Genomic DNA, 14737 nt, shown 5'->3' on the forward strand with positions numbered 1-14737 from the left:
GGAATCCTGTCAGATGCCGGCGGCGGCGTCCCAGCCACCGCACCCGCCCGGTCTCACGAACCGGCGGTAGGCTCGGCCGCATGCCCGCCGCACACCTCCTGATCGGCCCTCTGCTGCGGCGCGTGGTGGACACCCGGGCGACGGTCTGGGTGGAGACGGCGGCGCCCGCCGTGGTCACCGTCCGCACCGCCGACGGCGCCACCGGCACCGCACCCACCTTCTCGGCGTACGACCACCACTACGCGCTCGTGGTCGTGGAGGGGCTCACCCCGGACAGCACGACCACCTACGAGGTGCTGGTCGACGACGAGGTGGTCTGGCCGGTGCCGAGCAGTGGCTTCCCGCCGAGCGTGATCCGCACCCGGGCCGCCGACGACCTGGACCAGCCGGTCAACCTGATCTTCGGTTCGTGCCGGGAGACCACCCAGCACGCCACCACCCGCAAGCTGCCCCCGGACGCGCTGGACGCGTACGCCCGGCGGTTGATGGCCGATCCGGAGTCGAACCCGGCGCCCGACCTGCTGGTGCTGCTCGGCGACCAGGTCTACGCCGATGTGACCTCGCCGACGGTGCGCCGGCTGCTGCGTCGGCGCCGGCGGCGGCCGAAGGGCGCCCCGGCCGACCAGGTGGTGAGCTTCGACGAGTACACCAAGCTCTACCTGGAGTCCTGGCGCGATCCGGAGATCCGCTGGCTGCTCTCCACCGTGCCGAGCGTGATGATCTTCGACGACCACGAGATCATCGACGACTGGAACACCTCCGCGTCGTGGCGGGCCGAGGTGCGCGAGCAGCCGTGGTGGGCCGAGCGGATCGGCAGTGGGCTCGCCTCCTACTGGGTCTACCAGCACCTGGGCAACCTCTCCCCCGACGAGATCGCCGCCGACCCGGTCTTCGCCAAGGTCTCGACCGCCGAGGACGCCACCGGCGTGCTCCGCGAGTTCGGGCACCGGGTCGACAAGGAGTCCGACCTGGCGCACGACACCGAGCGCTGGCGCGCGGTGCAGTACCAGTGGAGCTACGCCCTCGACCTGGGCCGGACCCGGCTGGTCATGCTGGACAACCGGTGCAGCCGGGTGCTCGAACCGGGCAACCGGGCGATGCTGCCGCCGGGTGAGTGGTCCTGGTTCCTCGACCAGGCGCACGGGGTCTACGACCACCTGGTGGTCGGCAGTTCGCTGCCCTGGCTGCTGCCGCAGGGCATCCACCACATCGAGTCGTGGAACGAGAAGCTGGCCGACTCGCGCCGGCCGTGGGTGGCGCGCGGTGCCGAGAAGCTGCGCCGGGCACTGGATCTGGAGCACTGGGCGGCCTTCCGGCGCTCCTTCGAGGCGCTCGCGGAGACCTTCGCGCGGATCGGCACCGGCACGCCGAAGCAGTCCGGCGCGCGGGTCGGCGCCGGGCCGGCGTACGCCCCACCGGCGTCGATCAGCGTGCTCTCCGGGGACGTGCACCACTCGTACGTGGCCGGGGCCCGGTTCGCCGACCCCTCGGTGGTCACTCCGGTGCACCAGCTCACCTGCTCGCCGATCCACAACCAGGTGCCGGCCGGAATCCGTCCGCTGATGCGTCTGGGCTGGTCGTCCGGTCCGGCGGGGGCCACCCGGGCGCTGGCCCGCTCGGCCGGCGTCCGACGACCGGGGGTGCGCTGGCGCAAGCTGGCCGGGCCGTACTTCGGCAACGCCGTCGGCACCCTGACGCATCAGGGTCGCCGGGCCGAGGTGACCATCGAGGGCACCACGGACGAGGGGCACCTACGCCCGGTGATGAACCGCCGCCTCTCCAGCGACGGCTGATGCGGCCCCGCCGTAGTCTCTAGCGCGTGAGCGAGCACCTTCCGGAGCCGATCCGGGCAGTCGAGCACGAGTTGACCGCACTGCTGCGTCGGGGTCGGGCAGTTTCCTGGGAGATCGCCCGGGAGGTACACCCGAATCTCGAACCGAACACGTACGGACTGCTGCTCTGGCTTCGGCGCAGCGGGTCGATCCGGTTGACCGAACTGGCGGCGCGGCTCGGTGTGGGCAAGGGCACGTTGAGCCGGCAGATCAACGGGCTGGAGGCGCTGGGCCTGGTCCACCGCGACCCCGACCCGAGTGACCGGCGGGCCGCGCAGATCAGGTTCACCGAGGAGGGCCAGCGCCGGTTCGACGCCGCTCGGGCCGCCCGGGTGGGAGAGTTCCTGCGCACGCTGGACGACTGGCCGGCCCGGGACGTCGAGGAGTTCGCACGGCTGCTCGGCCGGTTCAACGACTCCTGGAAGTGACTCCGGTGGTGGGGGAATGCCGCGGCCGTCCGACAAGTTGTTGCTTCAGGCAACCAAAACACCCCCTCTACTCTCCGCACGGAGGCAGCAACGATGAGCCAGGCGACAGCGTCGGCCCCGACGCCCGCCGTCGACATGACCCACCGGCAGATCCTGAGAGCCCTCTCCGGCCTGCTGCTGGGCATGTTCGTCGCGATTCTCTCCTCCACGGTCGTCTCGAACGCGCTACCGCGGATCATCACCGAACTGCACGGCGGCCAGTCCGCGTACACCTGGGTGGTCACCTCGGCTTTGCTCGCGACCACCGCAACCACCCCAATCTGGGGCAAACTTGCCGATCTGGTCAGCAAGAAGACATTGGTCCAGTTGTCGCTGGTGATCTACGTGCTCGGCTCGGTACTGGCCGGAGCGGCGCAGGGCACCGGCGAGTTGATCGCCACCCGGGTGTTGCAGGGCATCGGCGCCGGCGGCCTCACCGCGCTGGCCCAGGTGATCATGGCAACGATGATCGCGCCGCGTGAGCGTGGCCGCTACAGCGGATACCTCGGCGCGGTGATGGCGGTCGGCACCATCGGCGGCCCGCTCATCGGTGGCGTGATCGTCGACACCTCGTGGCTCGGCTGGCGCTGGTGCTTCTACGTCGGCGTGCCCTTCGCCATCGCCGCGCTGGTCGTGCTCCAGAAGACCCTGCGCCTGCCAGTGGTCAAGCGCAAGGCCGAGATCGACTGGTGGGGCGCCACGCTGATCACGGCGGCCGTCTCGGTACTGCTGATCTGGGTCTCGCTCGCCGGCAACCAGTTCGCGTGGGGCTCCTGGCAGAGCATCGTCATGGTGGTCGGCGCGCTGGTGCTCGCCGCGCTGGCGATCCGGGTGGAGACCCGGGCCGCCGAGCCGATGATCCCGCCACGGCTGTTCCGCAACCGCACCATCGTCCTCGCCGTCGTCGCCAGCATCGCGGTCGGCGTGGGCATGTTCGGCGCCTCGGTCTTCCTGGGCCAGTACTTCCAGATCAGCCGCGGCCAGAGCCCGACCATGTCCGGCCTGATGACCCTGCCTATGATCCTCGGCCTGCTGGTCTCCTCGACCCTCAGCGGCCGGATCATCACCCGTACCGGCCGCTGGAAGCGGTTCCTGGTGATCGGTACGGCGCTGCTCACCATCGGCTTCGCGCTGATGGGCACCCTGCGGGCCGACACCAGCTTCACCCTGCTCAGCATCTACATGGCGCTGATCGGCATCGGCCTGGGCATGTCCATGCAGAACCTGGTCCTCGCCGTGCAGAACACCGTCGACCCGCGAGAGCTCGGCGTGGCCAGCTCGGTGGTGGCGTTCTTCCGCAGCCTCGGCGGCGCGATCGGCGTCTCCGCGCTCGGCGCGGTGCTCGCCCACAAGGTCAACGACTACACGGCCGCCGGCCTGTCCCAGCTCGGCATCCCCGCGTCCAGCTCCGGCAGCGGCGGGAGCCTGCCCGACGTGCACACCCTGCCCGGCCCGATCCGGCTCGTGGTGGAGAGCGCGTACGGCCACGGTGCCGGCGACATCTTCCTGACCGCCGCCCCCTTCGCGCTTATCGCGCTGATCGCGGTGATCTTCATCAAGGAGGTGCCGCTGCGGCAGCACAGCAGCTCCCCGACGACCGGCGGGGTCGAGCGGGAATCGGCCGGCGTGGCCGTGGTCCCAACCGGCGCGCAGAGGTGAGGTGGGCGGCATGAGCGTGGGAGCACCGGACCGTGAGGAATTCGGACCCCGAACCCGTCCGCTTCCCTTCGAGCGGGGGACGGACGGGCCCCGGGTCGTCCTGGTCGGCGTGGACGGCACCCGCACCTCCGAGCGGGCCGGCGCGTACGCCGCCGGCCTGGCCCGGCGGCAGGGTGCCGCCCTGGTGGTGGTCTTCGTCAGCTCGTCGAGCGGGCTGACCGCCCTGGTGCCCGGGATGGACGCCGCCGCGGTCCAGCGCACACACGACGAGCTGGCCGACGAGCTGCGTCGCGAGTGCCGGCGTGGCGCCGAGGAGTACGGGCTGCCGGTGACCTTCCTGTGCCGGCGCGGCGACGCGTACGCCGAGCTGTGCGCGGCGGCCGATGAGTGCCAGGCCGACATGGTCGTGGTGGGTGCGTCCGAGCAGGCCGGTCACCGGCTGGTCGGCTCGGTCGCCACCCGGCTGGTCCGTACCGGCCGCTGGCCCGTCGTCGTGGTGCCCTGAAAACCCGTCGCGACTGTCGTACCCGGACCGCAGGATGACCGGATGACATGGAGAGCACCCGAAATCGACCGCACACCCGAGCCACTCGTCGCTGACGAGCGCACCATGCTCGAGGGCTGGCTCGACTATCACCGCGAGACCCTGCTGCAGAAGTGCGCCGGCCTGACCGCCGAGCAGTTGCGCACGGCGAGCGTCGAGCCGTCCGGCCTGAGCCTGCTCGGGCTGGTCCTGCACATGACCGACGTGGAGCGGTCCTGGTTCCGCCAGCGCTTCGCGGGCGAGGTCCTGCCCGATCTGTTCGACTTCGACACCGACAACGACGCCGACTTCCACGCTGCCGCCGACGCCGACCCGGAGGCGGCCTTCGCCACCTTCCGGGCCGAGGTCGAGGCGGCCCGGGCCGCCACCGCGGGACGATCCCTGGACGAGACGTTCATGCTGACCCGCAGCGACGGGGAACGCACCTTCAGCCTGCGCTGGGTCTACGTGCACATGATCGAGGAGTACGCCCGGCACAACGGGCACGCCGACCTGATCCGCGAGCGGATCGACGGCGTCACCGGCGACTGACGGCGTGCTCAGTACGCCAGGGCCGCCCGCAGATAGCGGAGGTCGGCGTGCCCGCCCCAACGGTGCGCCGACAGCCCGGCCGCGCGGGCACCCCGGATCGCCCAGTCCTCGTCGTCGACGAACAGCACCTTGGCCGGCGGGGTCTCGACCGCCACGCAGGCGGCCTGGAAATACTCCGGAGCGGGCTTGTGCACACCGACGGTCGAGGAGTTGACCACCACGTCGACCTCGTCGGCTAGGTCGAGGGCGGCCAGGTCGGCGTCGAGCAGATCGGTGGCGTTGGTGGCCAGGCCGACCCGGATGCCGGCGGCGCGCACCTCCCGGACGAAGTCGAGCACCTCGGTGTCCACCTCACCCCGGTAGCGCTGCCACTGCTCCACCGCCGCCCGAGCCTGCTCCGGGCCACCGGCCGGCTCGGTGAGCGCGTCGGCCACGCTGCTCATCCAGTCGGCGTGGCTGACCTGCCCGGTGAGCACCGGCTGGAGCCGCCCCCACTGCATCGCGATCTCGCTGAGCACGCCGTCGGCCAGTCCGTACTCCCGCTCCACCCCGGCGGCGACCGCCGGGTCCCACCGGCGCAGGACGCCATCCAGATCCAGCAGGAGTGCCGTCGCACGTTCCCGAGCCACTACCCGTTCTCCTCGCCGCGGCCGTGCCGCTGGTCGTCCTCGTCGGCCCGGTTGAGCCGTTGACTGATCACCTGGGTGACCCCGCTGCGCATGGTCACGCCGTAGAGCGCGTCAGCGATCTCCATCGTCCGCTTCTGGTGCGTGATGACGATCAGCTGGCTCTTCTCCCGCAACTGTGCCAGCAACGTGATCAACCGGCCCAGGTTCACGTCGTCGAGGGCCGCCTCCACCTCGTCCATGATGTAGAACGGGCTGGGCCGGGCGCGGAAGATCGCCACCAGCATGGCCACCGCGGTCAGTGACCGCTCGCCACCAGAGAGCAGCGACAACCGCTTGATCTTCTTGCCCGGCGGGCGGGCCTCCACCTCGACGCCGGTGGTGAGCAGGTCGTCAGGGTCGGTGAGGATCAGCCGGCCCTCGCCGCCGGGGAAGAGCACCGTGAACACCTGCTCGAACTCCCGCGCCGTGTCCTCGAACGCGCTGGCGAAGACCTCCAGGATCCGCTCGTCGACGTCCTTGACCACGGTGAGCAGGTCCCGCCGGGTGGCCTTGAGGTCCTCCAGCTGCTCGGAGAGGAACTTGAAGCGCTCCTCCAGCGCGGCGAACTCCTCTAGGGCGAGCGGGTTGACCTTGCCGAGCAGGGCGAGCTCCCGTTCCGCCTTGGCGGCCCGCTTCTCCTGCACCGGCCGCTCGTAGCGGACGGGCTCGGGCACCGGCAGACCGTCGCGTTCGGCCGCCGCGACGTCGACCTGGGTCGGCGGGACGGGCTGAGCCGGGCCGTACTCGGCGACCAGGGTCTCCACGTCCAAGCCGAAGTCCTCGGCCGCCTTCGCCTCCAACTGCTCGATGCGCAGTCGCTGCTCGGCGCGGGCCACCTCGTCGCGGTGCACCTGGCTGGTCAGCCGCTCCAGCTCCGCGCCGAGTCGCTTGGCCGCGCCGCGTACCTCCTGAAGCTCCGCCTCGCGAGCGGCCCGTTCCCGGGCGACCTCGTCGCGGTGCTCCTCGGCGGCGGCGATCGACGTGGTGAGCCGGGTGAGCGCCTCCCGGGCGCCACCGGCGACGGCCCGGGCGATGCCCGCGCCCCGGGTGCGCGCGGCCCGCCGGGCAGCGGCGCGTTCCCGGGCGGCCCGCTCCGCGGTGGCCTGCCGAGCCAGCGAATCGGCGCGGCCGGCGATCGAGGAGACCCGCTCCTCGGCGGTACGCACCGCGAGCCGGACCTCCATCTCGTTCTGCCGGGCCTGCGGCACCATCGCGGCGAGCTGGTCCCGTTCCTCGGTGGAGGGCTCGGCGTCGACCGGGGTCTCCTCGGCCAGTCGCAGCCGCTCCTCCAGCTCGGCCAAAGCGGTGAGGTCCCGCTGCCGGGCCGCCTCGGCGCGGGCCCGGGACTCGCCCAGGCGATCGGTCTCCGCCTTCGCCGAGCGGGCCGCCGCGCCCAGCTCGGCCAGCCGGCGGGCGGCGGCGTTGCGGTGGCTCTCCGCCTCGCGCTTCTCGGCGGCGGCGTGCTGCACGGCGTCCTTCGCGGCGGCCACCTCGGCACGCGCCTCGACGAGTTGCTCGCGCAGCTCCGCGCCGGAGCGTTCGGCGGCGAGCCGGTTGGTCCGCGCCTCCTCGACGGCTGCCTGCACCTCGATGTAGCTGGGCGCCTTGGCCGACCCGCCGGCCGCCGCGTACGCCCCGACCACGTCACCCTCGGGGGTGACCGCGCGCAGTTCGGGGTTGCCGGCGACCAGCTCGGCCGCGGCGGCGAGGTCGTCGACCAGCGCCACGTCACGCAACGCCCGGTGCACGGCGGGGCGCAGCTCGGCGGCCGTGCACTCGACCAGGTCGGGGGCCCACCGGGCACCCTCGGGCAGCTTCGGGCGCAGCGCGTCCGGGGAGCCGGTCATGCCGGGCCCCGCCGGGCTGCCGATCAACAGGCCGGCCCGGCCGGCGTCGGAGATCTTCAGAAGGCGCATCGCCTCGACGGCCTCGTCCACCCCGCTGACGGCGACCGCGTCGGCGAGCCCGTCGAGCGCGGCGGCCAGCGCGGCCTCGTGCCCCGGCGCGACGGTGAGCAGCCCGGCGAGGCTGCCGAGCAGGCCGGGTACGTCCCCGGCCCGGGCGAGCAGTGCTCCCGCGCCGTCCTTGCGCCGCAGGCCCAGGGCGAGCGCCTCCTCGCGGGCCTTCCAGGTGGCGGCGTCCTTCTCCGCCGCCCGCTCGGCGTCAGCCAGCGACCGGACGGTGGCCTGCGCCCGGTCCTGCACGGCGACCGCCTCGGCGTGCCGGGCGTCCAGGTCGGCGTTGTCCCGGTCCGCCTCGGTGGACTGCGCAGCCACCGCGTCCAGGTCGGCCTGCGCCTGCTCGGCGCGGCCAAGCGCGTCGGCGTGCGCCACGGCGAGCCGTTCGATCTCCTCACCGGCGCTGGTGGTCCGGGCTCGGGCCGAGTTGACCTGGCCGGTGAGCCGGGCCATGCCCTCGCGCCGGTCGGCGATGGCCTTGGCGGCGGAGACCAGCTCCCGTTCGGCGGCGGCGAGCTGCCGTTCCAGCTCCTGGCGGTGCTCGACCGCCTCGGCCAGCCGGATCTGGTCGTCGGTGAGCGCCGCGCGCAGCTCCTCCTCCTGCTCGCGGACCCGCTCCGACTCGGCCTCCAGCTGGTCGGGGTCCCGGCCGGGCCGCTCGTCGTCGCCGCTGGCGCTGAGGTGCCGCAGCCGTTCCCGGGCCAGCTGCTCGATCGATCGAAAGCGTTCCTGCAGCGCGGACAGCTTGTACCAGGTGTCCTGGGCGGCGGCGAGCAGCGGAGCGTCCTCGGCGAGGGCGGCCTCCAGCTCGCCGAGCCGGCCCTGCACCTCGGCGTGCTCGCCCTCGATCTCCTCGCGCCGCTCCCGCAGCGCGGTCTCGTCGGCGATCTCCCGGTCGAGGGTGGTCCGCAGGGTGGCCAGGTCGTCGGCGAGCAGCCGGAGCCGGGCGTCGCGCAGGTTGGCCTGGATGGCGGCGGCACGCCGGGCCACCTCCGCCTGGCGGCCGAGCGGCTTGAGCTGGCGGCGCAGCTCGGCGGTGAGGTCGGTCAGGCGGTTGAGGTTCACCTGCATGGCGTCGAGCTTGCGCAGCGCCTTTTCCTTGCGCTTGCGGTGCTTGAGGACGCCGGCCGCCTCCTCGATGAACGCGCGGCGGTCCTCCGGCTTGGCGTGCAGCATGCCGTCGAGCCGGCCCTGGCCGACGATGATGTGCATCTCCCGGCCGATGCCGGAGTCGGACAGCAGCTCCTGGATGTCGAGCAACCGGCAGGAGTTGCCGTTGATCTCGTACTCGCTCTCGCCGGAGCGGAACATCCGGCGGGTGATGGAGACCTCGGTGTACTCGATGGGCAGCGCGCCATCGGTGTTGTCGATGGTGAGGGTGACCTCGGCGCGGCCCAGCGGCGCCCGGCCGGCGGTGCCGGCGAAGATGACGTCCTCCATCTTGCCGCCGCGCAGCGCCTTGGCGCCCTGCTCGCCGAGCACCCAGGCGATGGCGTCGACGACGTTGGACTTGCCGGAGCCGTTCGGGCCCACCACGCAGGTGATCCCGGGCTCCAGCTTCAACGTCGTGGCGGAGGCGAAGGACTTGAAGCCCCGCACCGTCAGGCTCTTGAGATACACCTTCTCGATCCTCGTCCGGTGGCCGCCGTACCGTCGCCGGCTGCGCGGACCTGGGTGAACCCGCAGACTAACCCGGTGCCGGGAGCGGGCCGGCACGCGACCCGCCCCGGGTCACGCCGACAGTCGGCGCGGGAGGCGACCGCATTGTTGTTCCGAGTGTGGCCGAAAAGACAAACCCGATTCATGATCAGCCAACTGGACGGCACGTTTACGGAAACTGCCCGAGCGGATGACACGGCGCCCACAACAAGATCATGAATCGCCGGCCGCGGAAAAGGGCCCGGACAGCGTTGCGCGCCGGCACAGAGGTGTCGGCGCGCATTTTTGCGGTGGTGCGATTCAGTTTTCCGACCCGGAGATCAGGTCAGCGCCGGCTCGGCGAGACGAAGCAGGTCGTCTGCTTCCGCCGCAGCCGCCGCGAGCCGATCATTGTCGGCACGCAGACGCGTGATCTCGAACTCCAGTGCCTGAACCCTGGCACGCAGTCGGGTGACCTCGTCGAGCAGACGCCGGTCGGGCGCTGCACCTACGTGGCCGTAGAGGGCCTTCGCCATGCTGACTCCTTGATATGCGCTGCCGGAAAGGCCGGCCAACGCGCGCCCATTTATACGCGGCTGTCATTCCAGGTGTATCTGGGCATGACCGGGCGCGACTGGCGACACCTATATATTGAGCCGCAAACCCCTCCTTCGTCAAGTTCTCGCAGGCCGTAGATCATCTCCACGTCGACCTGTCCACTTGTCGGGGGGGCTGCCGCAAGGCACGGACACGCTCTGTCCGGACACCTTTACTGTACGCCCGGATTCTCGGAAGTCCGCCCCTTGGCGTCCGACTTCCCCTTAACTCTTCCTTAGCCACGTTGCCGCAGCTCGTGGGCTGGTCGTAGCGTCACCCCGGCCCACAACCGACCCCGTGGAGGCATCGCGTGCACGGCTGGACCGACCCGATGGACCCGAACGGCGCCCCCCGGCGCGCCGAGCGGCCGACCGACGAGCCGGACTGGCTGAGCGATCGCCCGGAGCCCCGCTCGGCCTACCTGTTCGGCGACGACCCCGACCAACCCGGCGACGAGTGGCACCGCGCGGAGCCCACCGCCCGGTGGCAGCCGGCGCCCTCGGCCAAGGCACCCACCGCCGCCTGGCCGGCCGACGAGCCGGCCGACTGGCGCGGCAGCACCCCACCGTCGGCGGCGACCGGCGGCTGGCGCACCGAGGCCGACGCAGAGGTCACGGGAGGCTGGGGCACACAGACCAGCGCTCCGGGCACCGAGGGTCGGGAGGGCCGGCCCGGCGAGGGACGACACCGCTCCCCCCGGCGCTGGCGTCGCCCACTGTTGATCGGCGGCGCCGCCGCGGCGGCCACCCTCGTGGTCAGCTTCGGCGCCGGCGCGCTCGGCCTGCCCGGCTCAGGTGGGTCGGCCGGCGAGCCGACCGCGGTCGACGACACCGTCGCCGCCGCGCCCGCCGTACCGACCGAGCAGCTGGCCGGCGACAATCTGGTCGCACCCTCCCCCACCGACACGCCCAGCCCGGCACCGCCGAGCCCGTCGCCGAGCAAGGTCGTCAAGCCCACCCCGGCACCGTCGCGGACCACCGCCGCGTCCCGGCGCACCGCCCCGCGCAGCACCGCGCCGAGCACCACCAGCGGCTCCGGCGGCTCCAGTGGCTCCGTCAGCGCCCAGGCCCGCGAGGTGGTGGACCTGGTCAACGCCGAGCGGGCCAAGGCCGGCTGCAAGGCGCTGAGCATCGACGACAAGCTGATGACCGCGGCACAGCGGCACAGCCAGGACCAGGCCGACCACCAGAACATGTCGCACACCGGCAGCGACGGCAGCAACCCCGGCGTCCGGCTGGACCGGGTCGGCTACACCTGGCGCACCTACGGCGAGAACGTGGCCTGGAACCAGAAGACGCCGGCCAGCGTGATGGACGCCTGGATGAACAGCTCCGGCCACCGGGCCAACATCCTGAACTGCGCGTTCACCGAGATCGGCATCGGCATCGCCAGCAGCAACGGCCCGTACTGGACGCAGGTCTTCGCAGCGCCGCGCTGACCGCGCGTCGTCCGCGCCCCCGCGCTCGTTTGACCCGATGAGGTACGTCGGGCCGGAGCGTGGGGGCGGCGTGCCGGCCGACGGCGGCGACGGGCCGCCCAGGACCCGGGAGCTGCCGATGCGGATCCGGTCACGGCGACGAGCCGCCGTACGCCCGCTGCGCCGGATCGTGTCGGCCGGCGTCGCGCTCGTCCTGGTGGTGCCGGCGTACGGCTGCCGGGCTGAGCTGACCCCGCCCGGCGCGCCCACCCCGTGGCCGGCCGAGCAGGCTCGCCACTGGCAGTGGCAGTGGCAGCTCAGCGGCCCGCTCGACCCGGCGGTGGACGCCGACGTGTTCCTGCTCGACCCGGTGGCCACCACCACCGCGCAGACCGCCGAGCTGCGCTCGCGCGACCGCCGGCTGATCTGCCAGGTGTACGTCGGCTCGGTGCGCTCGACCGACCCGGACGCCAGCCGGATCCCCGCCGCCGTGCAGGGCTCGGTCGGGCGTCGGCCCGACAGCCGGTGGCTGGACGTACGGGGATGGGACGCCCTCGAACCGGTGCTGGCCGACCGGTTCCGGCTCTGCCGGGGCAAGGGCTTCGGTGCGGTGGCGATCGCCGACGCCGACGGGTACGAGCACCGCACCGGGTTCGCCCTCGACTTCGACGACCAACTGCTGTTCAACCGTCGGCTGGCCCAGCTGGCCCGGTCGCTGGACCTCTCCCCCGGGCTGGTCAACGACGTGCCGCAGCTCGCCGCGCTGGCCCCCGACTTCGACTTCGCGGTCAACGAGGAGTGCGTCCGGCTGGACCAGTGCGCCAAGTTGTTGCCGTTCGCCGACGCGGGCAAGCCGGTCTTCCACGTCGAGTACACCGGCTCGACCGGCGACTTCTGCGTCACCACGGTCGGCTACGGCTTCGCGTCGATCCGCAAGGAGCGGACGTTGGACGCCTGGCGGGAAGCCTGCGCGCTGCCCTGACCGGCTGAGGACACACCGCTGGGCCGGGCCGCGGTCACGGCCCGGCCCAGCGTCTCGGGTCAGGGCACCGGCACCAGCTCCGGCGTGGCGGCCGGCGGATCGGCGGGAACGGGCGCCGGGCGCGGGCGCAGGAAGCGTGGCGCCCACCAGTTGGCGTCGCCGAGCATGGTCATCAGCGCCGGCAGGACCACGCCCCGGATGATCGTGGCGTCCAGCAGGATCGCCGCCGCCAGACCGACGCCGAGCTGCTTCATGTCGATCGTGCTCAACGTGGCGAAGATCGAGAACACGCCGACCATCACGACCGCCGCGCTGGTCACGACCCCCGCCGACGAGGTGATGCCGTACGAGACCGCGTCCCGGGTGGCCATGCCGGCCCGGACCCCCTCGCGGATCCGGCTGACCACGAAGACGTGGTAGTCCATCGAGAGACCGAAGAGCACCACGAAGAGGAACAGCGGCAGCCAGGACACGATCGCGCCCATCGATGTGAAGCCGAGCAGCCCCTCGGCCCACTCCCCCTGGAACACCAGCACCACAAGCCCGTACGCGGCGCCGACGGAGAGCAGGTTCAGCACGATCGAGCTGGCCGCCACCACGACCGACCGGAAGGTGAACACCATGACCAGGAAGGTGAGCACCAGCACGAAGCCCATCACCAGCGGCAGCTTGTCGCGGATGTGCTGCGCGTAGTCCTCGCTGTCGGCCACACTCCCGCCGACCGCGTACTCGATCCCGGGGATGCCCCGCAGTTCGGCCGGGACCAGGTCCTCGCGCAGCTTCTCCAGCGACCGCACCGACCGGTCGTCCCGGCTGGCGTACGGGGTGGCGACGTCCAGCACCGACACCCGCCGGTCGGCCGACACCTCGATCTTCGGGCCGTCCGCCTCGACGGGAGCGAACAACGGGTCACCGGCGGCACGGCCGGCCAGGTCGGTGAGCGCGGCATGGACCCGGTCGGCCTGCTCGGCCGGCGCGCGGACCGCCACCACGTGGTTGGTGCCGGTGCTCGGGAAGGCAGCGGTGAGCCGGTCGTACGCCTGCATCGCCGGCGTGGTGCGCGGCAGGTCCTCCATGCCGGGGAACTTCAGCTTCATGCCCAGCGCCGGCGCGGCCAGCACGAGCAGCAGGCCGACCGAGATGACCAGCGTGACGACCGGGGCGCGCAGCGCCGGCCGGAGCACCGCCGGCCAGAGTCGGGGTGCGCGGGGCGCGCCGTGCCGGTCGGTACGCGGCGCGGTCAACCGCCAGAGCAGCGGCACCCGGGGCCGGTCGACCCAGCGACCGAGCTTGGCCAGCAGGGCCGGCAGCACGGTCAGCGAGCCGGTCACCGCGACGGCGACCACCAGGATCGAGCCGACGGCCAGGGAGGAGAAGACCACGTCGCCGGCGAGCAGCAGCCCGGCCATCGAGATGATCACCGCGAAGCCGGAGACCACCACGGCGTGCCCGGAGGTCTCCGCGGCGATCTCCACCGCGTCCAGGCCGGAGCGGCCCTTGGCCCGTTCCTCCCGTTCCCGGCGGATGTAGAACAGCGAGTAGTCGACCCCGACCGCCATGCCGATCAGCAGGATCACGGGGGCCGTCGTGTCGGTGGCCGGGACCAGGTGCGAGGCGAGGGTGGAGAGCCCCATCGCCGCGGCGACCGAGGAGAGCGCGAGCAGCACGGGCACGCTGGCCGCGATCAACGCGCCGAACGCGATGATCAGGATGGCCAGGGTGACCGGCAGGCTGAGCAGCTCGGCACGCTTGAAGTCCTTGCCCAGGGTGTCGTCGAGGGCCTGATTGATCGACGGGCCGCCGACCTGCTCGACGCGGAGCCCCGGGTGAGCGTCCTGCACGGTCGCGGTGGCGTCCCGCAGCGACTGCACCCGGTCCGACGCGGTGTCCGGGTCGCCGGACATGGTGATCGGCAGCAACACCGCCGAAGCGTCCCGCGCGGTGACCGGCTGGCCGATCTCGGCAACCCCGGTGACGGTACGCAGCCGGGCCGCGGCGTCGTCGGCCACCGTCTTCGCCGCCACCAGGTCCAGGGCGCCGCCCCGGGAGGTGATCAGCACGTTCTCCACGGCCGGCTTGTCGAACGCGCCGGAGTCCACGATGACGCCGGCCCGCCCCGCCTCGCCGATCGCCTGCTCACTATTGGTCGCCTCGTTGAGGCCGGCGGCGTTGCCACCGACGAAGCACACCGCCACGAACACAGCCCACAGCGCGATCGCCCGCCACGGGTGCTCGGCGCTCCACCGCGCCATCCGCACCGTCACCGGTCTTGCGCCCATCTCGGGTCCCCCTGTCACGTCCATCCCCTGTCAACTGTGCTGACGTTAGGGACGCGACGAGACGATCACATCGGGGATTGGCCCCGGCCCGCCCCGGAGTCCGTCCACGGTGGGCGGCCGGTCCTCTGGACTCGCATCAACCCGCCATTCGGACGGTCATCCGGG

General features: G+C 72.4%; 11 protein-coding genes. 7 read left to right on the top strand and 4 right to left on the bottom strand.

The window, feature by feature from the left end:
- Positions 1–80: 80 nt before the first annotated feature.
- The 5 genes from ABZ780_RS11465 (at position 81) to ABZ780_RS11485 (ending at position 5033) form a co-directional block, all read left to right on the top strand.
- Entirely contained in the window at positions 81–1793 is a 1713-nt protein-coding gene (locus ABZ780_RS11465) for an alkaline phosphatase D family protein (protein WP_357485720.1), read from the top strand.
- A gap of 26 nt (positions 1794–1819) precedes the next feature.
- Positions 1820–2260 (top strand): MarR family transcriptional regulator, encoded by a 441-nt coding sequence (locus ABZ780_RS11470; RefSeq protein ID WP_357011513.1) that lies wholly within the window; start codon positions 1820–1822, stop codon positions 2258–2260.
- 93 nt (positions 2261–2353) lie between these two features.
- Positions 2354–3958 (top strand): MDR family MFS transporter, encoded by a 1605-nt coding sequence (locus ABZ780_RS11475; RefSeq protein WP_357485722.1) that lies wholly within the window; start codon positions 2354–2356, stop codon positions 3956–3958.
- Between the two features lie 10 nt (positions 3959–3968).
- Positions 3969–4463 carry a universal stress protein gene (locus tag ABZ780_RS11480; RefSeq protein WP_357011509.1) on the top strand — a complete coding sequence of 165 codons (495 nt, stop codon included), beginning with the start codon at positions 3969–3971 and terminating at the stop codon, positions 4461–4463.
- 42 nt (positions 4464–4505) lie between these two features.
- Positions 4506–5033 (top strand): DinB family protein, encoded by a 528-nt coding sequence (locus tag ABZ780_RS11485; RefSeq protein ID WP_357485723.1) that lies wholly within the window; start codon positions 4506–4508, stop codon positions 5031–5033.
- An 8-nt stretch (positions 5034–5041) separates the two neighbouring features.
- Here the strand turns inward: ABZ780_RS11485 and ABZ780_RS11490 are convergent, their stop codons facing one another.
- From ABZ780_RS11490 to ABZ780_RS11500, 3 genes are all read right to left on the bottom strand, one after another.
- Entirely contained in the window at positions 5042–5662 is a 621-nt protein-coding gene (locus tag ABZ780_RS11490; protein WP_357485725.1) for an HAD-IA family hydrolase, read from the bottom strand.
- On the bottom strand, positions 5662–9279 hold the full coding sequence (smc, locus tag ABZ780_RS11495) for a chromosome segregation protein SMC (RefSeq protein ID WP_357485726.1): 3618 nt from the start codon (positions 9277–9279) through the stop codon (positions 5662–5664). Before smc ends, ABZ780_RS11490 begins: the two co-directional genes overlap by 1 nt.
- A 359-nt stretch (positions 9280–9638) precedes the next feature.
- The gene (locus tag ABZ780_RS11500; RefSeq protein ID WP_007456482.1) at positions 9639–9833 is read right to left on the bottom strand and encodes a hypothetical protein; all 195 of its coding nucleotides are present in this window, start codon (positions 9831–9833) and stop codon (positions 9639–9641) included.
- A gap of 371 nt (positions 9834–10204) precedes the next feature.
- Here ABZ780_RS11500 and ABZ780_RS11505 point away from each other — a divergent pair, with 371 nt between their 5' ends.
- Both ABZ780_RS11505 and ABZ780_RS11510 read left to right on the top strand, forming a co-directional pair.
- Positions 10205–11332, top strand: a complete 1128-nt coding sequence (locus ABZ780_RS11505) for a CAP domain-containing protein (protein ID WP_357485728.1) — start codon at positions 10205–10207, stop codon at positions 11330–11332.
- A gap of 37 nt (positions 11333–11369) precedes the next feature.
- On the top strand, positions 11370–12293 hold the full coding sequence (locus tag ABZ780_RS11510) for an endo alpha-1,4 polygalactosaminidase (RefSeq protein WP_357485729.1): 924 nt from the start codon (positions 11370–11372) through the stop codon (positions 12291–12293).
- Positions 12294–12352: 59 nt separating this feature from the next.
- Here the strand turns inward: ABZ780_RS11510 and ABZ780_RS11515 are convergent, their stop codons facing one another.
- Positions 12353–14572, bottom strand: coding sequence for an MMPL family transporter (locus ABZ780_RS11515; RefSeq protein WP_357485730.1), 2220 nt, complete (start codon positions 14570–14572; stop codon positions 12353–12355).
- Positions 14573–14737 lie beyond the last annotated feature (165 nt).

Source organism: Micromonospora sp. NPDC047467 (genome assembly GCF_040643095.1).
GTDB lineage: Bacteria > Actinomycetota > Actinomycetes > Mycobacteriales > Micromonosporaceae > Micromonospora.

What these genes read in the sequence shown, in the direction of transcription:
- ABZ780_RS11500 (WP_007456482.1), bottom strand. Translation starts at nt 9,833, where the DNA reads ATGGCGAAGGCCCTCTACGGCCACGTAGGTGCAGCGCCCGACCGGCGT.
- ABZ780_RS11485 (WP_357485723.1), top strand. Translation starts at nt 4,506, where the DNA reads ATGACATGGAGAGCACCCGAAATCGACCGCACACCCGAGCCACTCGTC.
- ABZ780_RS11480 (WP_357011509.1), top strand. Translation starts at nt 3,969, where the DNA reads ATGAGCGTGGGAGCACCGGACCGTGAGGAATTCGGACCCCGAACCCGT.
- ABZ780_RS11510 (WP_357485729.1), top strand. Translation starts at nt 11,370, where the DNA reads ATGAGGTACGTCGGGCCGGAGCGTGGGGGCGGCGTGCCGGCCGACGGC.
- ABZ780_RS11475 (WP_357485722.1), top strand. Translation starts at nt 2,354, where the DNA reads ATGAGCCAGGCGACAGCGTCGGCCCCGACGCCCGCCGTCGACATGACC.
- ABZ780_RS11515 (WP_357485730.1), bottom strand. Translation starts at nt 14,572, where the DNA reads ATGGGCGCAAGACCGGTGACGGTGCGGATGGCGCGGTGGAGCGCCGAG.
- ABZ780_RS11465 (WP_357485720.1), top strand. Translation starts at nt 81, where the DNA reads ATGCCCGCCGCACACCTCCTGATCGGCCCTCTGCTGCGGCGCGTGGTG.